The organism is Desulfuromusa ferrireducens, assembly GCF_055389805.1.
On sequence record NZ_AP042415.1, the window covers coordinates 3,394,625 to 3,414,193 of the forward strand.

The 19,569-nt window shown below is 44.6% G+C and carries 16 protein-coding genes; 7 read left to right on the top strand and 9 right to left on the bottom strand.

Features of this window, described 5'->3' with window-relative positions; all coding sequences use genetic code 11:
• Window positions 1–13 precede the first annotated feature (13 nt).
• Window positions 14–598 (bottom strand): class I SAM-dependent methyltransferase, encoded by a 585-nt coding sequence (locus ACZ5PT_RS15280; protein ID WP_464263890.1) that lies wholly within the window; start codon window positions 596–598, stop codon window positions 14–16.
• A 452-nt stretch (window positions 599–1,050) separates the two neighbouring features.
• Between ACZ5PT_RS15280 and ACZ5PT_RS15285 the strand changes: the two genes are divergently transcribed.
• From ACZ5PT_RS15285 to ACZ5PT_RS15300, 4 genes are all read left to right on the top strand, one after another.
• On the top strand, window positions 1,051–2,070 hold the full coding sequence (locus ACZ5PT_RS15285; RefSeq protein ID WP_464263625.1) for an IS110 family RNA-guided transposase: 1,020 nt from the start codon (window positions 1,051–1,053) through the stop codon (window positions 2,068–2,070).
• A 507-nt stretch (window positions 2,071–2,577) separates the two neighbouring features.
• On the top strand, window positions 2,578–2,742 hold the full coding sequence (locus ACZ5PT_RS15290) for an FmdB family zinc ribbon protein (protein ID WP_464263891.1): 165 nt from the start codon (window positions 2,578–2,580) through the stop codon (window positions 2,740–2,742).
• Window positions 2,743–2,803: 61 nt separating this feature from the next.
• Entirely contained in the window at window positions 2,804–3,259 is a 456-nt protein-coding gene (locus tag ACZ5PT_RS15295; protein WP_464263892.1) for a hypothetical protein, read from the top strand.
• A gap of 301 nt (window positions 3,260–3,560) precedes the next feature.
• Window positions 3,561–3,728: a hypothetical protein gene (locus tag ACZ5PT_RS15300; RefSeq protein ID WP_464263893.1), complete on the top strand. Its 168-nt coding sequence runs from the start codon at window positions 3,561–3,563 to the stop codon at window positions 3,726–3,728.
• A gap of 440 nt (window positions 3,729–4,168) precedes the next feature.
• Here ACZ5PT_RS15300 and ACZ5PT_RS15305 read toward each other — a convergent pair whose 3' ends face one another.
• The 4 genes from ACZ5PT_RS15305 to ACZ5PT_RS15320 all read right to left on the bottom strand — a co-directional run bounded on the left by ACZ5PT_RS15305 (window position 4,169) and on the right by ACZ5PT_RS15320 (window position 9,576).
• Window positions 4,169–5,902, bottom strand: a complete 1,734-nt coding sequence (locus ACZ5PT_RS15305) for an SIR2 family protein (protein WP_464263894.1) — start codon at window positions 5,900–5,902, stop codon at window positions 4,169–4,171.
• Between the two features lie 362 nt (window positions 5,903–6,264).
• Window positions 6,265–6,924 carry an undecaprenyl diphosphate synthase family protein gene (locus tag ACZ5PT_RS15310; protein ID WP_464263895.1) on the bottom strand — a complete coding sequence of 220 codons (660 nt, stop codon included), beginning with the start codon at window positions 6,922–6,924 and terminating at the stop codon, window positions 6,265–6,267.
• On the bottom strand, window positions 6,921–7,727 hold the full coding sequence (locus tag ACZ5PT_RS15315) for a hypothetical protein (protein WP_464263896.1): 807 nt from the start codon (window positions 7,725–7,727) through the stop codon (window positions 6,921–6,923). Before ACZ5PT_RS15315 ends, ACZ5PT_RS15310 begins: the two co-directional genes overlap by 4 nt.
• A gap of 652 nt (window positions 7,728–8,379) precedes the next feature.
• Window positions 8,380–9,576 (bottom strand): hypothetical protein, encoded by a 1,197-nt coding sequence (locus tag ACZ5PT_RS15320; protein WP_464263897.1) that lies wholly within the window; start codon window positions 9,574–9,576, stop codon window positions 8,380–8,382.
• Between the two features lie 1,964 nt (window positions 9,577–11,540).
• Here ACZ5PT_RS15320 and ACZ5PT_RS15325 point away from each other — a divergent pair.
• On the top strand, window positions 11,541–12,761 hold the full coding sequence (locus ACZ5PT_RS15325) for a tyrosine-type recombinase/integrase (protein ID WP_464263898.1): 1,221 nt from the start codon (window positions 11,541–11,543) through the stop codon (window positions 12,759–12,761).
• Here the strand turns inward: ACZ5PT_RS15325 and ACZ5PT_RS15330 are convergent.
• Together ACZ5PT_RS15330 and ACZ5PT_RS15335 are read right to left on the bottom strand one after the other, a co-directional pair.
• A complete protein-coding gene (locus ACZ5PT_RS15330; protein ID WP_464263899.1) occupies window positions 12,709–13,533 on the bottom strand; it encodes an integrase domain-containing protein in 825 nt (274 codons plus the stop codon). The two genes, ACZ5PT_RS15325 and ACZ5PT_RS15330, sit on opposite strands and share 53 nt — an antisense overlap.
• 595 nt (window positions 13,534–14,128) lie before the next feature.
• Window positions 14,129–14,329, bottom strand: coding sequence for a hypothetical protein (locus ACZ5PT_RS15335; protein ID WP_464263900.1), 201 nt, complete (start codon window positions 14,327–14,329; stop codon window positions 14,129–14,131).
• Between the two features lie 558 nt (window positions 14,330–14,887).
• Here ACZ5PT_RS15335 and ACZ5PT_RS15340 point away from each other — a divergent pair.
• The gene (locus tag ACZ5PT_RS15340; RefSeq protein ID WP_464263901.1) at window positions 14,888–16,213 is read left to right on the top strand and encodes an ATP-binding protein; all 1,326 of its coding nucleotides are present in this window, start codon (window positions 14,888–14,890) and stop codon (window positions 16,211–16,213) included.
• A 1-nt stretch (window position 16,214) separates the two neighbouring features.
• Entirely contained in the window at window positions 16,215–17,174 is a 960-nt protein-coding gene (locus tag ACZ5PT_RS15345) for an O-methyltransferase (protein WP_464263902.1), read from the top strand.
• A 108-nt stretch (window positions 17,175–17,282) separates the two neighbouring features.
• Here ACZ5PT_RS15345 and ACZ5PT_RS15350 read toward each other — a convergent pair whose 3' ends face one another.
• Together ACZ5PT_RS15350 and ACZ5PT_RS15355 are read right to left on the bottom strand one after the other, a co-directional pair.
• Window positions 17,283–18,095, bottom strand: a complete 813-nt coding sequence (locus ACZ5PT_RS15350; protein WP_464263903.1) for an endonuclease — start codon at window positions 18,093–18,095, stop codon at window positions 17,283–17,285.
• Window positions 18,096–18,113: 18 nt separating this feature from the next.
• Window positions 18,114–19,343 (bottom strand): DNA cytosine methyltransferase, encoded by a 1,230-nt coding sequence (locus ACZ5PT_RS15355; protein WP_464263904.1) that lies wholly within the window; start codon window positions 19,341–19,343, stop codon window positions 18,114–18,116.
• Window positions 19,344–19,569 lie beyond the last annotated feature (226 nt).

A 19,569-nucleotide genomic window follows, 5' to 3' on the forward strand; every position in this document is an offset into this window, starting at 1 on the left:
AAGCTTTCTTCGCTTAGGCCACGCGAAGAAAGCCATCGATTTCCTCTTTATCAAGTGGCAGGGGGATGTCATCTTCCTGTTCCCCCTTGAGCCGGCTTCGGCATGAGACAAGAAGGTAGCCCCGAGCTGTCAGGAGCGAGATCATCGCATCTCGCGCCTGTATCCTGTATTTACCGGGTAAAACCTGAATGGTGTTGCACTCGTAGACCAGGTCAAAATTTTCGGCCCAAGCTGCGGGGTAGGCAAAAAGATCCGCTACGAGATATTTGACTTTGGTTTTTGGGTAACGCTTTTTACAAAGACGTATTGCTTCAGGCGATATATCAAAAGCAGTTACCTCATATCCTGCTTCACTCAAGGCCTCAGCATCATCACCAACGCCGCATCCAACTGCAATGGCTTTGCGTCCTGCATGCTTTAAAGTACAGTTTCTCAGCCACTTCAATAAGTAGGGACAAGGCTCTAGGTCTGCCCAGAAAACAGCGCTATGATCTCCCTGAGCGTCAGTGTAGATACTATCAAACCAACCCGTAGGTTCGTCTCTCGCTTGGTAAGATTTGACCATTTCTTTGTACGCAACAGGATCAAATTCCTTCATGCTTTTTCACCTCTGTCCCTAGCAGTAATCCACTGCGGCGAATTAAATTCAGTATCCTAAACACGCACAGCCTTGTCAAAAGTTAAAACGTGTAAACAAACCTGTCTTACAACTCTGGAGATGATCGACAGTAGAGCGTTCAGATTGGCCGATTTTGAAGCCAAATCAACCAAAACGCTGCCGAATCGAAGTAACCAACTTTCTACATATATGAAATCACACAGCAATTCTGGCCAGATTATCTCGACTGTCCGTATCAAAAAGGCCCCTCCGCTAAACTGCTGAATTTACAGCAGTGCGAAAGGGCCTATTTTATGTTCCAAATGTCGGGGGCCATGAGATTAAATCACTACTTTTGATGAAATGGTCTCCCCCGCTACCGAAATCGGCATCTATGCGCCATGATGGAGAGTAAGAAGCTAACCATCAACGTTGAGCGAGAGGAGACCGTAATGAATATTACCACTGTCGGCTTGGACTTGGCAAAAAGCGTCTTTCATGTTGTCTGTTTCAATGAGCGCAATAAGGAAGTCAAGAAACGTATGCTTCGACGTAATCATGTCCTTCAATTCTTTGCTCAATTACCACCATGTCGTGTCGGTATGGAAGCCTGCGCAACATCACACTACTGGGGTCGGGAATTGCGTGCCATTGGTCATGATGTGAAGTTGGTACCACCCCAGTACGTGAAGCCTTTAGTGCAAGGAAACAAGAACGACTACAACGATGCGCGGGCCATTGCCGAGGCACTTGACAGACCCAGAATTGCGTTCGTCGCTGTTAAAACAGTGGAAGAACATGACATGCAAGCCATCCATCGGATGCGCTCCCAGTGCTTGAGGGATCGCACCGCCTTGAGTAACTCAACACGGGGCTTGCTCGGAGAGTACGGTATCAGCTTCTCGAAAGGATTGACCGTTTTACGCAAAAAGATTCCGGAACTACTGGAAGATGCCGACAACGTGTTGAGCTTTCGGTTCCGCAACCTCCTGGCGCGACGCTATGAGCAGCTCGTCGAGCTTGACGAGCATATTGCGTTTTACACGAAGGAACTGGAGTTATTAAGTCAGCAGGATGATGCCTGCCAGAGATTACAAACAATCCCGGGCTTCGGTCCGATTGTTGCGAGTGCCTTTCGCAGTACGATTGGTGATGGGCGTGCCTATGTTCGCGGTCGACATGCAGCGGCATCCCTTGGCCTGGTTCCACGTCAGCACAGCAGTGGCGGCAAAAATGTTCTTTTGGGGATTAGCAAACGCGGGGATAAATACCTTCGCATGCAATTGATCCATGGCGCTCGTACCGTCGTCCTTCGAGCAGCCAATAGAGATGATCCCTTGAGTCGATGGATCAATCGCATCCGAGAACAAAGAGGGTGGAACAAAGCAGTTGTTGCGTTGGCGAACAAAATGGCGCGGATCGGTTGGGCTATTCTGAAGTACAACACATGTTATGAGCCGAACATAGCGTAACCATCGCATCGATCAAGCATTAACGAAGCGAGGAAAGGAGAACTCCCACCAGAAATTGCGAAGACCCTGTGATCAGTAATGACAAAACAGGTCAGACCGGCGCATTGAAAACCTGAGCGTCTCAACGGTTATTAAAAACCGAACTTTTGATAAGGACGATGCGCGCGTAAATCATTAAGGCCCGGCGGCGTAAAGCCGCTAAAAAGAGGCCGAATATATGGTAGCAACCTTGTCACTGTCATTCATCACAAAGTCCTTGCATGCAGGGGGGAGACCATATATGAGACGCTGAAACTCGATCATATCTTCATAGCTGGTTTCTGGCGGCGGCTTACCTGGATGCCCGGCCTGCCATAAGCGCAGATGACAGGGTTTTGCAAAAAAAGAGGCCTTCCTGAACACAAGGGCACAAACCGGTGTTCCCTCACCGCTTCCTCTGCCTTGCAACATTGTCGAGGCGACCTATAATCCTATTAACATGATTATGATTATTGCGAGGAGGAACTGATGCCTACCTACGAATACCGTTGTCAGAAATGTCAGGAAATTTTCACGGTTGTCCTGAGCATGGCTGAACATGATCAAGGCCGGGTCGAGTGTCCCAGCTGCCACGGAAAGAAGGTGACTCAGCAGTATACGACCTTCTTCGCCAAGACCAGTAAAAAGAGCTGAGTGCGCTAACGACAGAAACCTGTGCCGGCGGCCTGATGCCGGGAGAGAGGATGGTTGCGTCATGCATCGGATCGACCGGATACGTGACGAGATCGCCCAGGAAGCGGCCCGTCTCATATTCGAAGAAGGCGTCAAGGAATACCGCGATGCCAAGCGCAAGGCTGCGCGCCGCTTCGGGCGGCACAAAACTGTCCCCCTCGGCTCACATCTGCCTTCCAACGCCGAGGTTCACGCCGAATTGGTGCAACTGATCGAGCGCTACGAAGGGGAGCTGCTCCCCGAGCTGCTCCCCGAGCTGCTCCTCCAACTGCGTTCGTTGGCGCTGCAGTACCTGGAACTTTTTAAACCTTTTCGTCCGCTGCTGGTCGGATCGGTGCTTAAGGGAGCGGTGCGGGCCGTCAGGGATGACGATCCCACCAGAAATGCCAGAAGCCGTAAAGCCCGGCTCAGTCATCGGGACCTGATTCAGTTGCTGCAGAAGAGTCTGGTCACCGATATCAGGTTCGGGATTTATTAAGGTGTCTCTAACAACAAAGACGGGCTCTGGGATATTGCTAACGCCAGGGAAGAGCTTGGCTACTATCCCGAGGATGATGTCTCAAGTCTGTGAGAGTGAAGAGTGAATCTGTCCTTCTCAAGTATCTGCCACACTTAAATAATATTACAAAATAACTATCATTGAGCCAGGCATACCCGTTGTTGGAAAATATGGACTGACATTTTTGATTCCAAGGCAGGAGAAATGATGTGGGCCCTTACTGCCAATGTAGACAGTCATGCTACAATATAAACATGCAAGAGGGAGAAAGAGAGGGGCTATGGGACGTGTCAGCAATTGGCTTTACGAACACAGTTTTCGCCATGAAGATCTGGACGAATTCAGGGACACGCAGAAAACGATGTGGGAAACGGTTCTTCTGGTAATTTTGGTTGCCACGATAGTTTTTACCCTGATCGTGCTGATGTCCCCTCATATGGCATTTTGATGATCCAGCTGAAATACATCCGCATTCGCGAGAAGAAAGCTCTTTTATTTTGCCTCTAGAGGGGGATTCCGTGAAAGTTTCTAACGGGTCGAAAAAATTCAAGTAGACGCTGTGCTAAATATAGCGATAAGTCAGAAAAGCCCTCGATCAACTGATCTTGGGCTTTTGGCGTCCGATAGATAGAGCTACCCCTCGGTGCCTTTAAATGGTGACACAGGGGGGTAAGGTTCAAGACTTCCAACGCACTCGGGGTAGGTGATTGTCAAAACTTAGACCTTATGGAAGTCGAAAATCTCGTACAGCAAGTTTCAGGTGTTTTCACATGTAACTACATTCAAGACGCAGAAAAAATGAAGCCCCAGCTATAACCGGGGCTTCATTTTGCTGCAATTATTGAAACTAGAAGTTATCTACTCAACTGGCGACGATTCAATGTGTTGTTAGATAGGCCATGCAAGTCTGTAGGCTATCTTTTGAGAGGCTTTGTATTGACAAGCGCTAAAGTGCAATTTATGCCTAATTTTCCACCGAGATGTGTTGTTGAATCGATATATGGCCCCCCGACAAAGTTTCCACGCCAAGGGATGGCACCCCATTTGCGCTGCTGAGTCATAGCCTTTTTCTACTTCACCCTTTGATACGAATTTACTTTTGTCGAAAAGTGAATCATACATTTGCATTAGGTGGGGTATATAATAGCCAAGATGTTTGTAGCCATCTATGGTTGGCAGAGGCTCAAATCCTCCTCTTGCGCTCAACGTGCCTGTTGGGAAATTAAATCTTTCTGCCCAAAATTGAAACTGTTGGAAGTCCAGCCACAATCCAGCACTAAGCGAAAGAGGTGCTCCCTCTTCAATAAGTTTCTTAGCACGAACTTTTAATGCGTGGCAGCCCCACCCTTTCAATAATTTTTTCCGACGCAGCCAATGATTTCCAATGAGAAGCAAGTCTTTAAGGATTGCACGTACCAATACCTTTTGTGAGGTAGAGGAGATCTTTCGAGCCTCTGAATAGACAGACTTCAGAACCATCCGAGCCTCCCTAAATCCGCCAAAGCATCGAAGGGCGTCGCAGGCATCAAGCTTCCTTAGCAGCTTAGTATTGTAATCAGACGCATTATTCGCTGCCCAAAAATACTGATCTGCACTGGCCCGATATTGCCCATTCTGAAAAAGCGCCTGGGCGTACTCAGCAACAATGTCAGGATCTGTTGAAGACCGTAGAAGCAGTGGTTTGTTCGCATCTAATGCGAGACGTGCATGGCCAATGGAAGTAAGAACTCTTGCTCGCCATAAGAGTAGGGCATCGCTAGAGAAAAGGCTTCTCAACTCGTCTCCGATATTGTGCACACCACCGCTAGCATAAGTAGGACTCACTGGAACTCCAAGAAGCGAAAAGAGTTTGCGCATATCGCCGATTAAGGCATGTTGGGGGGTTCTCAGTTGCTGCACATGTTTAAGCCCAGGAGAACGTTCTTTGTCCGCATTTGAGAAGAAATTCCATAGTATTTTAGATGGACTGCATCGTTTGAGTTCAGGACATATCTCAAAATCTAGTCCCGAATAACCTATCAACAACAACGGCCGACCTGAAAGAACGCTAGAGAGCACATTTTTTTTCCATAACGGCAGCTCAGATTCTTGGCTTAGACTATAAATCATGGTTCCAGGGGAGTTGACGCACCCATGAATCTTGAAATACACCCTGTCGCCTGGAGGTGGGGCGTCGGATTGGCTCACAACTGTGGGTAACGGTCCTCCAGATAAAACAACATCTAGCCCAAGATCATAGTTTGTGGTGATGATAGAATGTATTTTTCCACTCCTGGCGAGATCGCCAAGCGCTTGATGGATTTCATTAACTGAATGGCCAGAATATAGACTAGATAAGAGTTGGCCAATGCGACCTTGATCAGGGCACCGCTCCAATATCATTTCGAACGGAATATTGTCGAGATGATCTTTTAAAAACATGATGTCGTTTGAAGATATAGAAGGATGTCCAGGAGTTGAAAAAAGAGCGTCTTTAACTCCAGCGGTGAAGTCTTGCCCGGTTGGTAGTGTACTCGGCTCCCAGCCTGAAATACCCGACCCTACAATCACGACGAAGCCTCGGTTGCCAATATGGGTTGTTAGGTCCAATGGTGTAATTGTTGATAGCTGCAGATCTATCATGATATGCCTTCCGGAACGCTGATTCGTAGCGGTAGATTTGGCTTGCAGGGATTTTAATTGCACTGACCAAGGGTTGATTTATTTAAGCAATTTAAAAAGATATTGTCTGTTTTCGTTAATCACTACCCTGCAATTTTCTTAGCGGTAATATTCTTTGTATGGCTCGCTTTTCAAATCTTTAGCTTGCTATAGAGCTCAACTTGCAAGCTCGCAGAGTAGATCTTTTGATTATTCCCATTATGAAGCCAAGCCAAATACGACGGTATCACAAGTAAAATTCTTCAGCACATCGAGCCCAGGCGGAATGTCACCTGTTTTCTAAATTGTAATGTCGTAATCAAATATTAAGATGAATCATTTTTTTATCTGCCATATAGCATATTTGTTGATTTGGCTTTGTTGATTTTTTCCATAAAATCCTCATCTGTACAGTCTGGAAAGAATTTCTCCATCATATGTATCTGAGCGTATCCGCTTTGCAATGGAAGGAAGTTGCTAAGCAGCGGGGGGCCACCAGCAGTGCGGATAATTACATCGACGCGTTCTGGCACCCATAAGTGGTCAATAAAATCCACTGACTCGTTTTTCTGTTTAACTAGCTTGATAGCTGCTTTTAATTCATCACTTGGATCATAACCTAGAAGTAGGTATAGCGTTCGCTCCGAAAAATGTTTCGTTTGTTCACAAAGTTCAACCAAGGAAGATTGCATTCGCATGGGCAGCAGTGCCCCACTCCCCGCATGAATTACTTTGCACTGAAGATCATCCATTACGGATGGCAGCATAGTAGTTAAAAAGAGAGTCTCTGCATCAAAAACAGCAGCTAAGTCATCTCTTCCTCTGGATAAATTTGCTGTGCTCAGCAGGTAGATGCTGCAACTATAAAAGCCGGCGTTATAAAACAAACTTGCACACTCAGTTACCCGCTGCATGGCTTTAGTATACGCTTCATGATAGGTGTAGGAATTCTCTTTAGCCCACCTTCGGTTGCCATCTGGTATCAGGCCTATGTGTCGGATCATTCATCCTCCTCTTGGTGCAGCAATAGGTCATTGATTTCTTCGAGAAACCAGCTTTCGTGTGGACTACGCGACCCTTGTTGAAGCTGAACAAGCCTTTTGTTGACGATGTCTTTAGAGCCTAAAATCTGCTTAGTTTTTATCGCGACAGGACTATCCCCACCATAATGAAACAACGAGCAATTTTTGTTGAAACAGGAAAAATTACCTTGGACGTCTGAATCGATTGGACGCATATTAACATTGGCTTGTTTGGCTGCAAGACTAAAAGCAACCTCTTCTAAGTACCTTGGCGGGATGATACCTAACAATTGCCTATATGCATTCTCCCAGAAAGAAATTATCTTTCTCCATGAGCCAATGTGGCCAAGAATAATAGAAGTATTGAAATGTCTGCCTTCTAAATTTGAAAGAATGTTTTCAGGTACTTTTATTGAGTTAAGTGTTTTTAGTTCAGAACTAACAAGAACCTCCGATTTTTCATGCCTGAAAGTGAATGGTTTCAGGGCTATATGGTCTGGATCTAAGTAGAGAAAATATTCATTTGTACAACGCAACTCTTTAAAGAAAGAGCATAGTAAAAATTTTGTCCTATATGGATCATCTAGCCGTTCAAGAGGATATGGAATTGGTTTCACACCAAGTTTTTCAATTGAATAGATAAAAGTGTCTTCTACTTCTCCAGTTGGATATAAAAGGAAAATATCAGTAAAAGTGGCTGGAGATTTCTGTCCTATACTAAAAATTAATAAGCTCAATGCCTCTTGATTTATTTTGTTTTTATCAGCGACTGAAACTAATATCATATTATAGGTTTCTGTTGATGAAGGTCTTAAAAAAGAGGGCAAGCTTAAAATTATTTTTTTTCAGCATACGACTCTAAATTTGTAGAATACTCACAAAAGAGTCATCAATTACAAACAGGAATAGTTCCTAGACTCTATCTGTCAATCATCTAAAGTCAATCTAGGCTACTGAATCTTTATTCGAATGCCCGCGATTTAGCTCTCAATGTCAGAAAGCTTTGCGCGTTTAACTCAATTAAGCCGGTCCTCAGCCTCCTTACTCCTCTACCAAATGAACTCAATATAGATTTTTCGTAATTCCTTAGAGCTTACGGTAGCCTGTTTCAAATGTATGAACCTTATAGACGGCAAACCAGCCAGATCGGTCAATTTTGAGGTCAGCTCGACCGGAATCACCATTTGAAAGAGCTGTCGAACTCCCTACCCGACTGAAATCACACGGCTATTTCTACCAAAACCGTCTCGAAAGTCCGTATCAAAAAGGCCCTTCCGCTAAACTGCTGATTTTACAGCAAAGCGAAAGAGCCGATTTTGTGTTCTAAATGTCGGGGGCCATGAGATCAAGTCACGATATTTGAGACATCCACCGGTTGCCCCCTGTGTCTATTGGCCTTGTGGCGATTACTGTTCCCAAATGTGTGTTTAAGAAATTTCATGAGGGTTCTTTCTCATCTTTTGTTCGCCATGGCATAGTGCACACGTAGAGGATAAACATCACAAACGCAATTCGGCTGAACCAAAGAAATCCTTCCCAAAGGGCCGGCGCCGCGATCCATGCCTGCGATGAATCAACCATCAGCCAATCAAGCAACAGGCCTATAGACTTCTCGAGCAACAGCCAAGAAAAGACGAAAAACACCGAATAGGCTGCGATGGTCTGCATCGTCCCGTACCTGCCTCGCGGAAGTAGGGTCCATGTCGAGCTCATCGCCGGCTCGGAAATCAGTTCTTTGTCAAACTTCTTGCCGGCCGCATACGCCTTGTAGTGACCTGTCAGATTCATCCCAATGGCAAGTACGTAGGCCGCCACAGCCACCAAAACTAGGGGTAAAAGTTGAATGACCTGATAGGTCTTCACCAGCCCGCGCACCCACTGCGGCAAGATACTCTGCAATTCCTTGTCAATATCGTCTAGGTTGCTCCCCTCGGATTCAATCTGGCTATTCAACGACTCCGATTCCTTGTTAACAGACTCCCTTATTTGCTTCAAGGCAGCCAGTTCCTGCCTTACAACCCTCGAGAAATTATTGAGCCGCTGGTTCAGATCCCGAGTGAGACTCGACATCGTTTCGCCTTTTCTTCTGATGGTGTCATACCATCGCTTACCAATGTACTCGGCCTGCCATTCATCGATGAACGCGCTCAAGGCCTCAATTTCCTCACTCAGCCGCCCGAGGTCACGATCTCGCCCACCCGATGCCCCCGAACTCTGTCGCAAAGGGCCGACGATATTTCCGTGCAACATCGCGGCAATATTACGAATCGTTTGATCCGCCTCGCGCTGGTAACTCGCTCGGTCATGGCCTATACGCATCCCTTGATAGCGCCGGATTAACACTTCCTTTTCCTGTTGCCACGGCTGCGCCGAAATAAACCGACTTACGTTATTCAGAATCTTCTCTGTGCGCTCAATAACCTCCATTTTCTCATTCACTCGCTCTTTTTCTTGCTCCAGTAAGTCTATTCTTTGAAGAATGGGTTTTTTGGTTTGCGAGTAATCGACAAACGGGACGAGCACCTTCACAACCAAGGCCAACGAGATTGCGACGGTCAGAAAAATTACACGCTTTATTTGCTTATTGTTCTCTTCCCAGAGCTTGAAATGACGCTCCAGCCGATAATCTTCCATAGCCTTCCCTCAATATCGTCATGTCTGACTGGGAAATATTGCCTATTCCACCAGCAGTGTATATCCAGAAGGTGGAGCAGCGAGATTTCGAGTTATGACCGACTCCGTTTGCTTTTTAGGACGTTATGCTTGCGCCTTGCTTCAATTACGTCATCAAAGCGCTCACCAGCCCAGGTTTTCAGCTTGGCCGTGCACATCATTTTGTAGCTGATGAAGATGTCACCCATATCAGTTCTCAACACCTTAAATAGCACCATAGTTCAGGCATTGAACTGTCCGGTATGCTGTCTATAAATCTTCACTATTCAGATGCTGAGGTATGCCCGAAATGCCTAATGGACGAGCTCTCCATAAGGATTAATATCCTTCTGCCGCTCGGCCATCTATTAGCCAACAAAGACCTGTCGCTTTCTGTCCCCCCCCTCACGGAAGGATTGGTTTTATCGGGATTATTTTTTACTATTGTGTGTTTCTATTTCTATCAGAACTTAATGAGATTGCAAGGAGCTGACGGTAGAGCGATATCAGAAAAAGCAGCTTAAATTGACATTCAGTCAGGTATTTTTGAGTCTCAAAATTATGGAGTTGTGTTCAGACGCTAGCACTCGACCAAAGCCCAAGCAGTTGCCATCTCGCATGTTGTATCAAAACCAGTCTCGGATGTCCTTAGGAGCTCCTGACAGGCTGGCAGGTTCCAGCAGAATATGCCATCTGGGTACGGGGTCAGTACTATATACACAAAGGTCAAATTCAAAAGCCCCCCCCGGGGGTTAATATAACTTTGCCCTACGATTTTTCACCGGACGTTTCCTAGCACTATGCCCCTCGTAGCTCGGGTCATCTATCACAACCCTCTTTATATCGTGGCATATTGTATGCCCACCTTCCTGATCAGGAGTCCATCATGAAAGCTGTATCTCAGTCTATGCTACCCGAGTCAGTCCGTAACATCATTAAGTCCGTTAACTGTGCATCCCGTGTTGTCCTCGCTACTTGCGAAGGAACTGAGCGAGCAGTCAACGGTGTAGATGAACTCGCGACAACTATGCTCAAGCAACAGCAGACTCGCCTGCTTGCTGAACTGGCAGATGCGTAACCCCTAACGTCCCCGCTTCGGCGGGGATTAAATCTTTACAGCTATCTACACTTTAAAAGCTTACACACCTACAGCTACACTGCCCACAGATAGTATTCTTAAAGACAGATCCCTGACCACATGGATAAAGCAATTCATCCCAGAGCTTCAATCATGACCCAAACCACAGTTTAGCTGTCACCAGCCTGACCAATTAGCCGCTCCACTCGGCACGTTCCGTTCGCTATCGCTCACCGCGTAAGGATCCTTACGCGACATGTTCCGGGATTAAACCTCCGGAATACCCTCGTTCCCACTTTTACATAACAGGTATTATGTAAACCATATGGTACAGACAAGGTTCCAGCGATCAGAAGCATCTCATCCCCGCCCACCCGGCACTAGCGTTATTTATCCAAAATCAGATCAGTCATGCCATGAAGTTATTGGATTTTACTGTTAGTGGTAATTGTGTGCCGCCCGTCCGCCCGAAGGCTCCCTAGTGTAATTCATGATGCTATCGCCACGCCTCCAACAACTGAAACATAAGCTACCTGCGTATGTATCTATCAAAAGAGTAAAATTCACACTTTTATTCACACCCAGCAAATTTGCACAAAAAAAGGACTCAGCATTTAAGCTAAGTCCTTGATTTTTATGGAGCGGGAAACGGGATTCGAACCCGCGACTCTCAGCTTGGGAAGCTGTAGACGTTTTATCTACCCAACCCTCAGCAGACATACATAGACACCAATGGACAACTTAACTACTTGTTTTTAAATAACTTTATTAGAATTGTTGTCATACTAACCTCCGTGTGGATACAATAAAAACCAGAGACAGCCACAACAAGAGTGTACCCCAGAGTGTACCCCACGGAGAAAGAAGCATGTTAAACCTAACAGACAATTTTATAAAATCATTAAAACCTAAACAAAAACGATACGACATCACCATAAATGATGGTTTTCAGGTCAGAGTTTACCCTTCTGGCATCAAGGTATTTCAGTACCGTTACAAAATTAACAAGAAACCGAAGCGCCTTACTTTTGGCAGATACCCCGGCCTTTCTATCCGGGAGGCAAAGTCAAAACACCTAGAGGCATCAGCCCTCAAGGCAAATGGCAAAGACCCCGCCGAAGCTTTATTTGAGAAAAAGGAACACACAGTTGAAATGTTAGTGGAAGAATTTCTAACTCTTCGATCAATCAAGAAAAAAGATCAAGGTGTGGAGGATCGACGCGTCCTTGAAAAGGATGTCATACCGGAAATAGGCTCCAAACCAGCAGGAGAGGTGACGCGGCGAGACATCGCAAAAATCATCGACAAGATCATGCTACGAGGGGCCGACCGCCAAGCCAACATAACACTGACTAAAATTTGCACTATCTATAATTTTGCACTAGATAGAGGCTATCCAGGAGTGGAGTCAAACCCCGCACACAAAATGAAACGCCCAGGAGTGGAAAACGAGGGTGATCGATCCCTGTCCGACGAGGAAATAAAACAGTTCTGGCATGGGATTGCTACAGGACGCAAATGTGACATAGCAAGCAGAGCACAAACCATTAAAGTCCTTCGATTGATCCTATTGACTGGACAAAGACCTGGAGAGTGCCTCGGGATCGAATACGAAGAAATTGATGGGAACTGGTGGACCATCCCAACCCATAAAACAAAAAATGGACTTCCACACCGCGTATACCTATCCGCGACAGCGAAAGATATTTTAGGGGAAGGAAAAGGCCGTGTTTTCCCTGCACGCGCCGGGAGCCAAACTCGTGTAAACAAGTTAAGCTATACAGTTAGACGGTTGCTAAGCACCACTAAAAGCGGAGTCATTAGACTACCAATGGAGAAGTGGACGCCTCATGACCTGAGAAGAACTGCCTCAACAGGCCTTGCCGCCCTTGGATACAGATACGATATTATCGACCACTTCCTATCGCACAAGCCGCCAAAGCTAAGGCGGACATATAATAAGTACAAATACGATCTAGAAAAGAGGACTATGGCAGAAGCGTGGGGGGAAAAAATTCTTGAGCTTATCAATTCAACTACTCAACATAATGCTTTACAACTTCTGGACGTCCATGACCCAGATCTTTAGATAAATCACAATCAGAGGCACCAGCAGTTTTCTCTAACTGCGCCCAACCATGACGATTTGCATGGCTATGCGAATTAGTGACTTTCTTTCCTCCTGCACGGTTAACGTGGTTGGAATAACATTGCTTTGCCTGCTTAAGATTCATGGAGGAAGGGCAAAGAGAGTTTCCACCAGCGGCCGCTATGTGGCCCTGAACCTTTTCGAGAACATTTCTCTGAGATTGGTTTTTCACTTCTATTTCACGTGCCCTCCCCCCCTTAGCTCCTTTAACGATGAGAAATGTTTTCCCCTCTCGCACTATAATACAGTTCGAAAGCAGTGCTTCCTGACGCCTCAGACCAAATTCTTGTGTCATGCGATAGGCCAAGCCAGCCCATTCATGACCCTTCTCAGTAAGCAATTTCTCAACTTCAGAAACTTTTTCACGATCAACCATTATCGGGTGTCGGCGGGCACCGAGATCTCGCGAAAAACCAAAAGCTTCAGCGTTTGATTTGGCTACCATATCCCCCTTGCCAACCTTCTTAGCTATCGCCCGAAGTGTGCTGGCATAATTAGCAAGTGTGGATTCGCTCAATCCCCTAGTTACTTGCAATTCCATATAGCGCTCAACATGCTTTAACTTCATATGTTCAATGCAACGCAACCCCTGAGACTGCATAAAATCGCCGATTTTTTCGGCCCGATGCTGATGGCCAGTCCTTGTTGATCCCGCTTTATCATACATTTTCCCAAAAAGTGACTTTGCCTGATATCCTATTTTCGTTGCCATCCTAAAACTCCTTACATACTAATAAATATTTAAAAGAAAAAAGCCCAACAGCAAAAGCCATTGGGCTGAACATTTTTGGCCTTGGTCCACCTACACGTTGACGCTTGCATGTTGAGAGAAAATGCCAAATCCGAAGATTCTCAAATGGGGGCCAAGTTCTTACACCTGGGGCCATTTGAATCAATCCCGATACTGATCTCAACCCTCTGTGAGGGCTCAAATCAGGCCTAATCAACGCTAGGCAGGAATGGGGCTAACTACGTATATGCACCGGTCATATACGGGCGCGTCTAATCCGCATATCTAGCGGTTAAAGGGAAATCGGGTGCCATAAAGGAGAGAGTATATAAACTTACATCCCTCGACCATCCCGCGTTTCAAGACCTCTTGAATATTGCTCCTATGCGGCCCAGGATCATCCTGTCTCTTTTTCAGCTTTGCAAAAAAAAGAGACAGGGAGCCATCACAATAGGAGCCAGAACCATGAATTTATTTTATTTTATATGCCATCTAGTGAGTGGCTTGGCCTACTGATCGCAATGCGTTGAAGAGTTATACATAAATTCAGACAATCGTGAACATTTACAAGGTTAAACTACAAAATTTCCAATTCATACCGTCCATCAGGTAAGCGAGACTGTCTGTACCTTGGCATCAATCTTAGCTTGTCTGCTCCGGGAAACATAAGCCATAAAGACTCAGCAGTTTCATGTGACATCTGCAATAGTTCAACTGTCGAAAACTCATGATCAACAATCTTTGTCCATCGACCATTCATATATTTAAAATCATCCATACTATAAACTCCTTCCTAGCAATATATTCCCAGCACTATGAACAAAGAGTTGAGACAAATTTAGGGTTTAATGTTAAGTTATGACCTAACACACACACCATGAATTTATAGGATATGCAGTTTATTATCTACTTCACGAAGTCTCTTCTAGGCGTACTCATTTGCAGGAAGGAAGTTTACTGAGAAACTGATTAAATTCATTTTTTGGAATAACATGTTACCTAGAACAGAATGACTATAAATCTGCATTATCGTACGTCTCACAAATAAAATTTTGTTATATTTGTTATCAGCATAATAATAAAGGGGACTTACATTGCTTACTTATCCAAGCTAATTCCCTAGTAATATTTCGGCATATTTAAATTTCTCAATATATTCATATTCTTAGCAGCCTTTTGCCGCGACTTACGGGCCAGGTCATTGCCAGAGACTGACGGCAATATAAGATTGATCGCTTCTCAATGGGGACGCTATACGTCGTTTATTTTTCAAAACACAATATTGCGCCTAAGGGATATGAAGTGAAATTATCTTTCATATACAAGGAATACTGAAATGACACAAAAAGCACATGCCTCACCAACAAAAGATTTTTTTATCAGCATGATCACAAAGGACATTACTTTGGAGGCATGCCTTCTTGACCTCCTTGATAATTCTTTTGATGGAGCTAGTAAAAGTCTTCGAAAACATGGTGTCGATGATTTGAGGGTGGCAGATTACAACGGTTACGAGGTCTACATAGATTTCAATGCTGAGCATTTCTCTATAGTTGACAATTGTGGAGGCATTTCAGTTGAGGAAGCGGTGAATTACGCTTTTCACTTCGGACGTAAGAAAAATGCGCCTATAGACACATCCTATGGAATAGGTCTCTATGGCATTGGCATGAAGAGAGCTATTCTAAAACTTGGTAAAACCATTATTATAAGTTCCTCTACGGATGAAGAAGCTTTTTCTGTAGAAATAGATGTAAATGCTTGGGCAGAAGCTGAAGATTGGGATTTTGACCTTAATACCATCGGGAAAAAGGATATACCTGGAACTCATATAGAGGTCAAAAATTTAGACAAGGACATAAGTGAGGAATTTTCGGATCCAGTTTTTGTAAATAACCTTATAAATAATATTGCAAGAGATTATTCATTCATTATCCAACGAGGATTCAAGGTATTTATAAATGGCACTAATGTTATTCCTCATCCATATTGTTTCAGAGTAGGAGATGATTTCAAGCCTATTAAATTCGAGTATGCAGATGAGAATGGGGTGCTTGTTTCACTAACTGCCGGAATGAGCGGACTACCTCCCGATGATACTGACGCGGATACTCCTGATCCTGCTGATGTTGATTATTATGGCTGGTTTGTGACTTGTAATGACCGGGTTGTATTAGCAGGAGACAAATCCAAAGATACAGTGTGGGGAGACGAAGGATTCCCTTCATGGCACCCTCAGTACAATGGTTTTGCAGGATTAATTTCTTTCTACAGTGAAGACCCGAAACTCCTGCCCTGGACAACAACCAAGACAGAAATAGAAACAATGAGCAAGCTCTACCGTAGAGCTATTTTAAAAATGAAAGAAGCCACAAGAGCTTGGATTGACTATACAAATCGTAGAAAAACAGAAGTGGAAGATCTGAAGGCAAGAGAGCAAAGGTCTATCATCACACAAATCAGAGACTTACCCACTCAGCAGACTCTGATTACCCCTATCTTTTCGGCTAAACCGCGGGTTGCTACGACCTCAATTACATATATAAAACCCATTGAGGAACTAAATAGGGTAAAAAGAGCCCTTGGATCTCCCTTAATGACAAATAAAGACGCGGGACTTAAAACTTTTAAATATTACTTCGACAACGAGGTAGATGATTAATATGTCTTCTATAGATAAGATTAATTACTTTATTCGTCCTAATAAAAACATTGAAAGAAAAATAATATTTGAGTGTTTATCTAGATTCTCTAATATTTTCAATTTAAGCGATTATAGATATATTGGCTTCGGTGCATTCACTTTTTCAGATTTCATACTTGCACACAAAAATTTAAACATCTCAGATCTTATCAGCATAGAAAAAAAGGCCTGTTTTGAAAGAAGAGTTAATTTTAACAAGCCATATAAATGCATAGATATAAAAATCGGAGAAGCCAACATTGTATTACCTGAGTTGAAACTTCAAGACAAAGAATCGATTCTATGGCTTGACTATGACGGAACGGTAGACACATCGGTAGTATCAGACGTTAGATATACATGTGAAAACATCAAAACAAATAGCTTCGTAATTTTCACAATAAATGCCCACAGGGGATCAATTACCGACACTCAAGGCCCTAATGAGACTCCAAGAGATGCACTGGAAAGAGGTCTACGATCGATCTTTAAAGATTTAGTGCCCTCAATATTGGAGGGATCTGATTTACAAAATAGCGGTTTCCCAAAACTTCTTTCAAGGATGATGATCTCGTTAATCAATAGATCCATCAGAAAGTCTGGTCGAATAGATAAATTTATCCCTCTTTTTAATTTTTCATATCAGGACGACTCGCCTATGATCACGATAGGTGGTCTTGTTTGCGAGGACATTGTTTTTAGCAAGATTGATGAAAGTTATATCTACAACTCACACATAACTGGTGAAAATCAATTCAAGATTGACGTCCCTCCACTAACTACAAAAGAAAAACTCTCTATAGATTCTATCCTTCCTGCCTCTTGGCCTTTGAGTAAGGAAGATATTAGCGATATTCCCTTTGAAATAAAGGAGTCTCAGCTAAAAGCCTTTTTTGAGTTTTATAAACATTACCCCGTTTTTATGGAAGGCAATATCTGACTCAGAGCATCTGAATGCTGCTTTTGAGACAAGGTCTGCCCTCTCTTATTCCGATAGGTCGCCCCACTAGGGAATAGTTGCCTCTGGTAACTATTCCCTGGAAGTTCTTTAGTTGGTCCGTATCGAATAGTTCTGAAGATCTTCCGGTGAAATAAAAGAGGCTGGAACAAGCTTATAATGCTTTTCGTCGACTACTCTTATTTCACCATCCTGTTCTGTAAGCTCAAATATGGCGATGCGGTCTTCGCTCATAAACTGAACGGACACTGCACGACAAATTAAGTCGGGAAATTTTTCAACACAGCAGGCAATGTCCTGCTGTGTCTGAACGATTGCATGCTTGTCATTGCCACCTTTGGCCTGTACAGGCACAACAAACTGCCGCCCGTGACGATCGATACCAACGTAGATTTCATCAATTTCGATTTGACCGACACCACACACTGTAGTGCGCAAGTGATTTTGCAACGAATACGCAGTGATCCCAAGAAAGATATCTATCAGGCGGTTATAGCGAACCTTGGCGAGAAGAGCTTGCTCGTCGCTCAAAGCATATGCCGTTATGATCTCAGGGGTTGCATCGGGCACCTTGATGGTCAGCAACTCTTCGCGAGGAGTTATTCGATTTAAGCGCACGAGCCTAAATCGGTAACGCGCACGCCCCGCCCCTTCAATAATCCATTCAAGGTCGCCTGCTGCCGTGTCAAGAACCTCCTGCGGCAACTCAGTGCGATAACGAACCGCATAAATAACGTCGCCAAGATTCTTTGGTAGATCGATACCAAGATCCAAGGCGATAGGAACAATTTCGTCGCGCGCAAATTCGAACTCACTTATCCCGCTACTATAATGATTTGAAAATATGCGCGAGATGATCGCCTGATACCGGTTCTGCTTGCGCCCATTGTCACTCGACATCATTATCTACTTTCTCAACTGTTACGATTTACGAGTTCGTTGTGCAATCGTGTCGTACGGAACATTAAAATACTTTGCAGCTTCGGCCATCCCAAAAGATAACAAGGCTTCGCTCGGCGGGCGTAGAATTTTCCGAGGCTTCGAAGGTTTGATATTAAGAACCTTAATGATCTCAAGGCCAATAGCGCGACCTAACAGAGGAGGCACACTATTACCTATCTGACGAAAACCATGCCATTTCGTTTTGTGAAACCTAAACCAGTCGGGATAAGAATGAAGTCGAGCAGCCTCCCTAACAGTGATCACACGCGGGAAAATTGGATGAATCGGCCGCGGTGACGTATGCGCACCTCGCGCACTATCGGTTCCCGCTCGCAGCGTATTACATTTACCACGCATATCAAGTCTACAAAAGCGGCTAACGGGTTCAGTCTTGCCCTGCTTCGTATTCACAAAACGATTCCGCGACAATTCAGTATGTTTGGTACGCAAACTCGACGTTAGCTTGTTGTTATCAAAATCGCGCCTATATCCAAAGTCTGTAGGGTCACGATCAAGGCCTCGAAGTTTGCGCGCATAAGGAGCTTCGGTTTCCCAGTCCAAAAGAACGTTGTCGCTCGCAATTAATTCATCGAAACTGTCAGCGTCTGGCAAATCGCCTATAGCCTCTTGTACTGAGACGTCAACATTCTCAGCCTCAGGATATATCGGTTGTGAGAGTCCACGACGTGTACCAACAAGAAATAGTCTATGTCGATTCTGAGGCACTCCATAAGTTGCAGCATTAAGCACTCTAAACGGCGACAATATATCGTAGCCAGCAACTTGCAAAGCTTCTATAAGCTCACCTAGAAATTTTACATGTTTCCCAAGTGTGAGGCCCTTCACGTTTTCAAAAACACAATATTTCGGATTCAACTCACGTACTATGCGAACATAATGAAATACCAACTGATTTCGTGGATCATCGAGTGCGCGCTTGCCGATCATAGAAAATCCCTGGCACGGAGCACCGCCGAAAACAACATCGATATCGGCGTTGCCGAGTTTAGCGCGTTTGCGAATGTCCTCACCGGTTAAATCTGCGACACTGGCACAAACAGTAGTTGAATACGGAAAGTTAAATTCATGCGTAGAGCAATGAACTGGGTCAATTTCTATAGCAGCAGCAATATCGAAGCCTGCCTGTTCAAAACCTAATGATAAGCCGCCCGCCCCGGCAAAAAGATCAATCCCTACTGGTCTACTCATTTGCAAGTAATCGCTTTCATACTGATTTGGTTTAAGTTTAATGCCTTTATAATTTTCGGAAGTTTAACCTATGGGGCAATCGAATCGCAAGCATTGCATTGTGTTGCAGAGAGGACAATTCTAACTAAAACCGAGCGTTTGAATCGTTCAATACCCGAAAGACTCATTTTCAACTGTTGAGGCTGCGGAATCCGGAAAAAAGGGAAGTCAAAACAAGAATATGCCC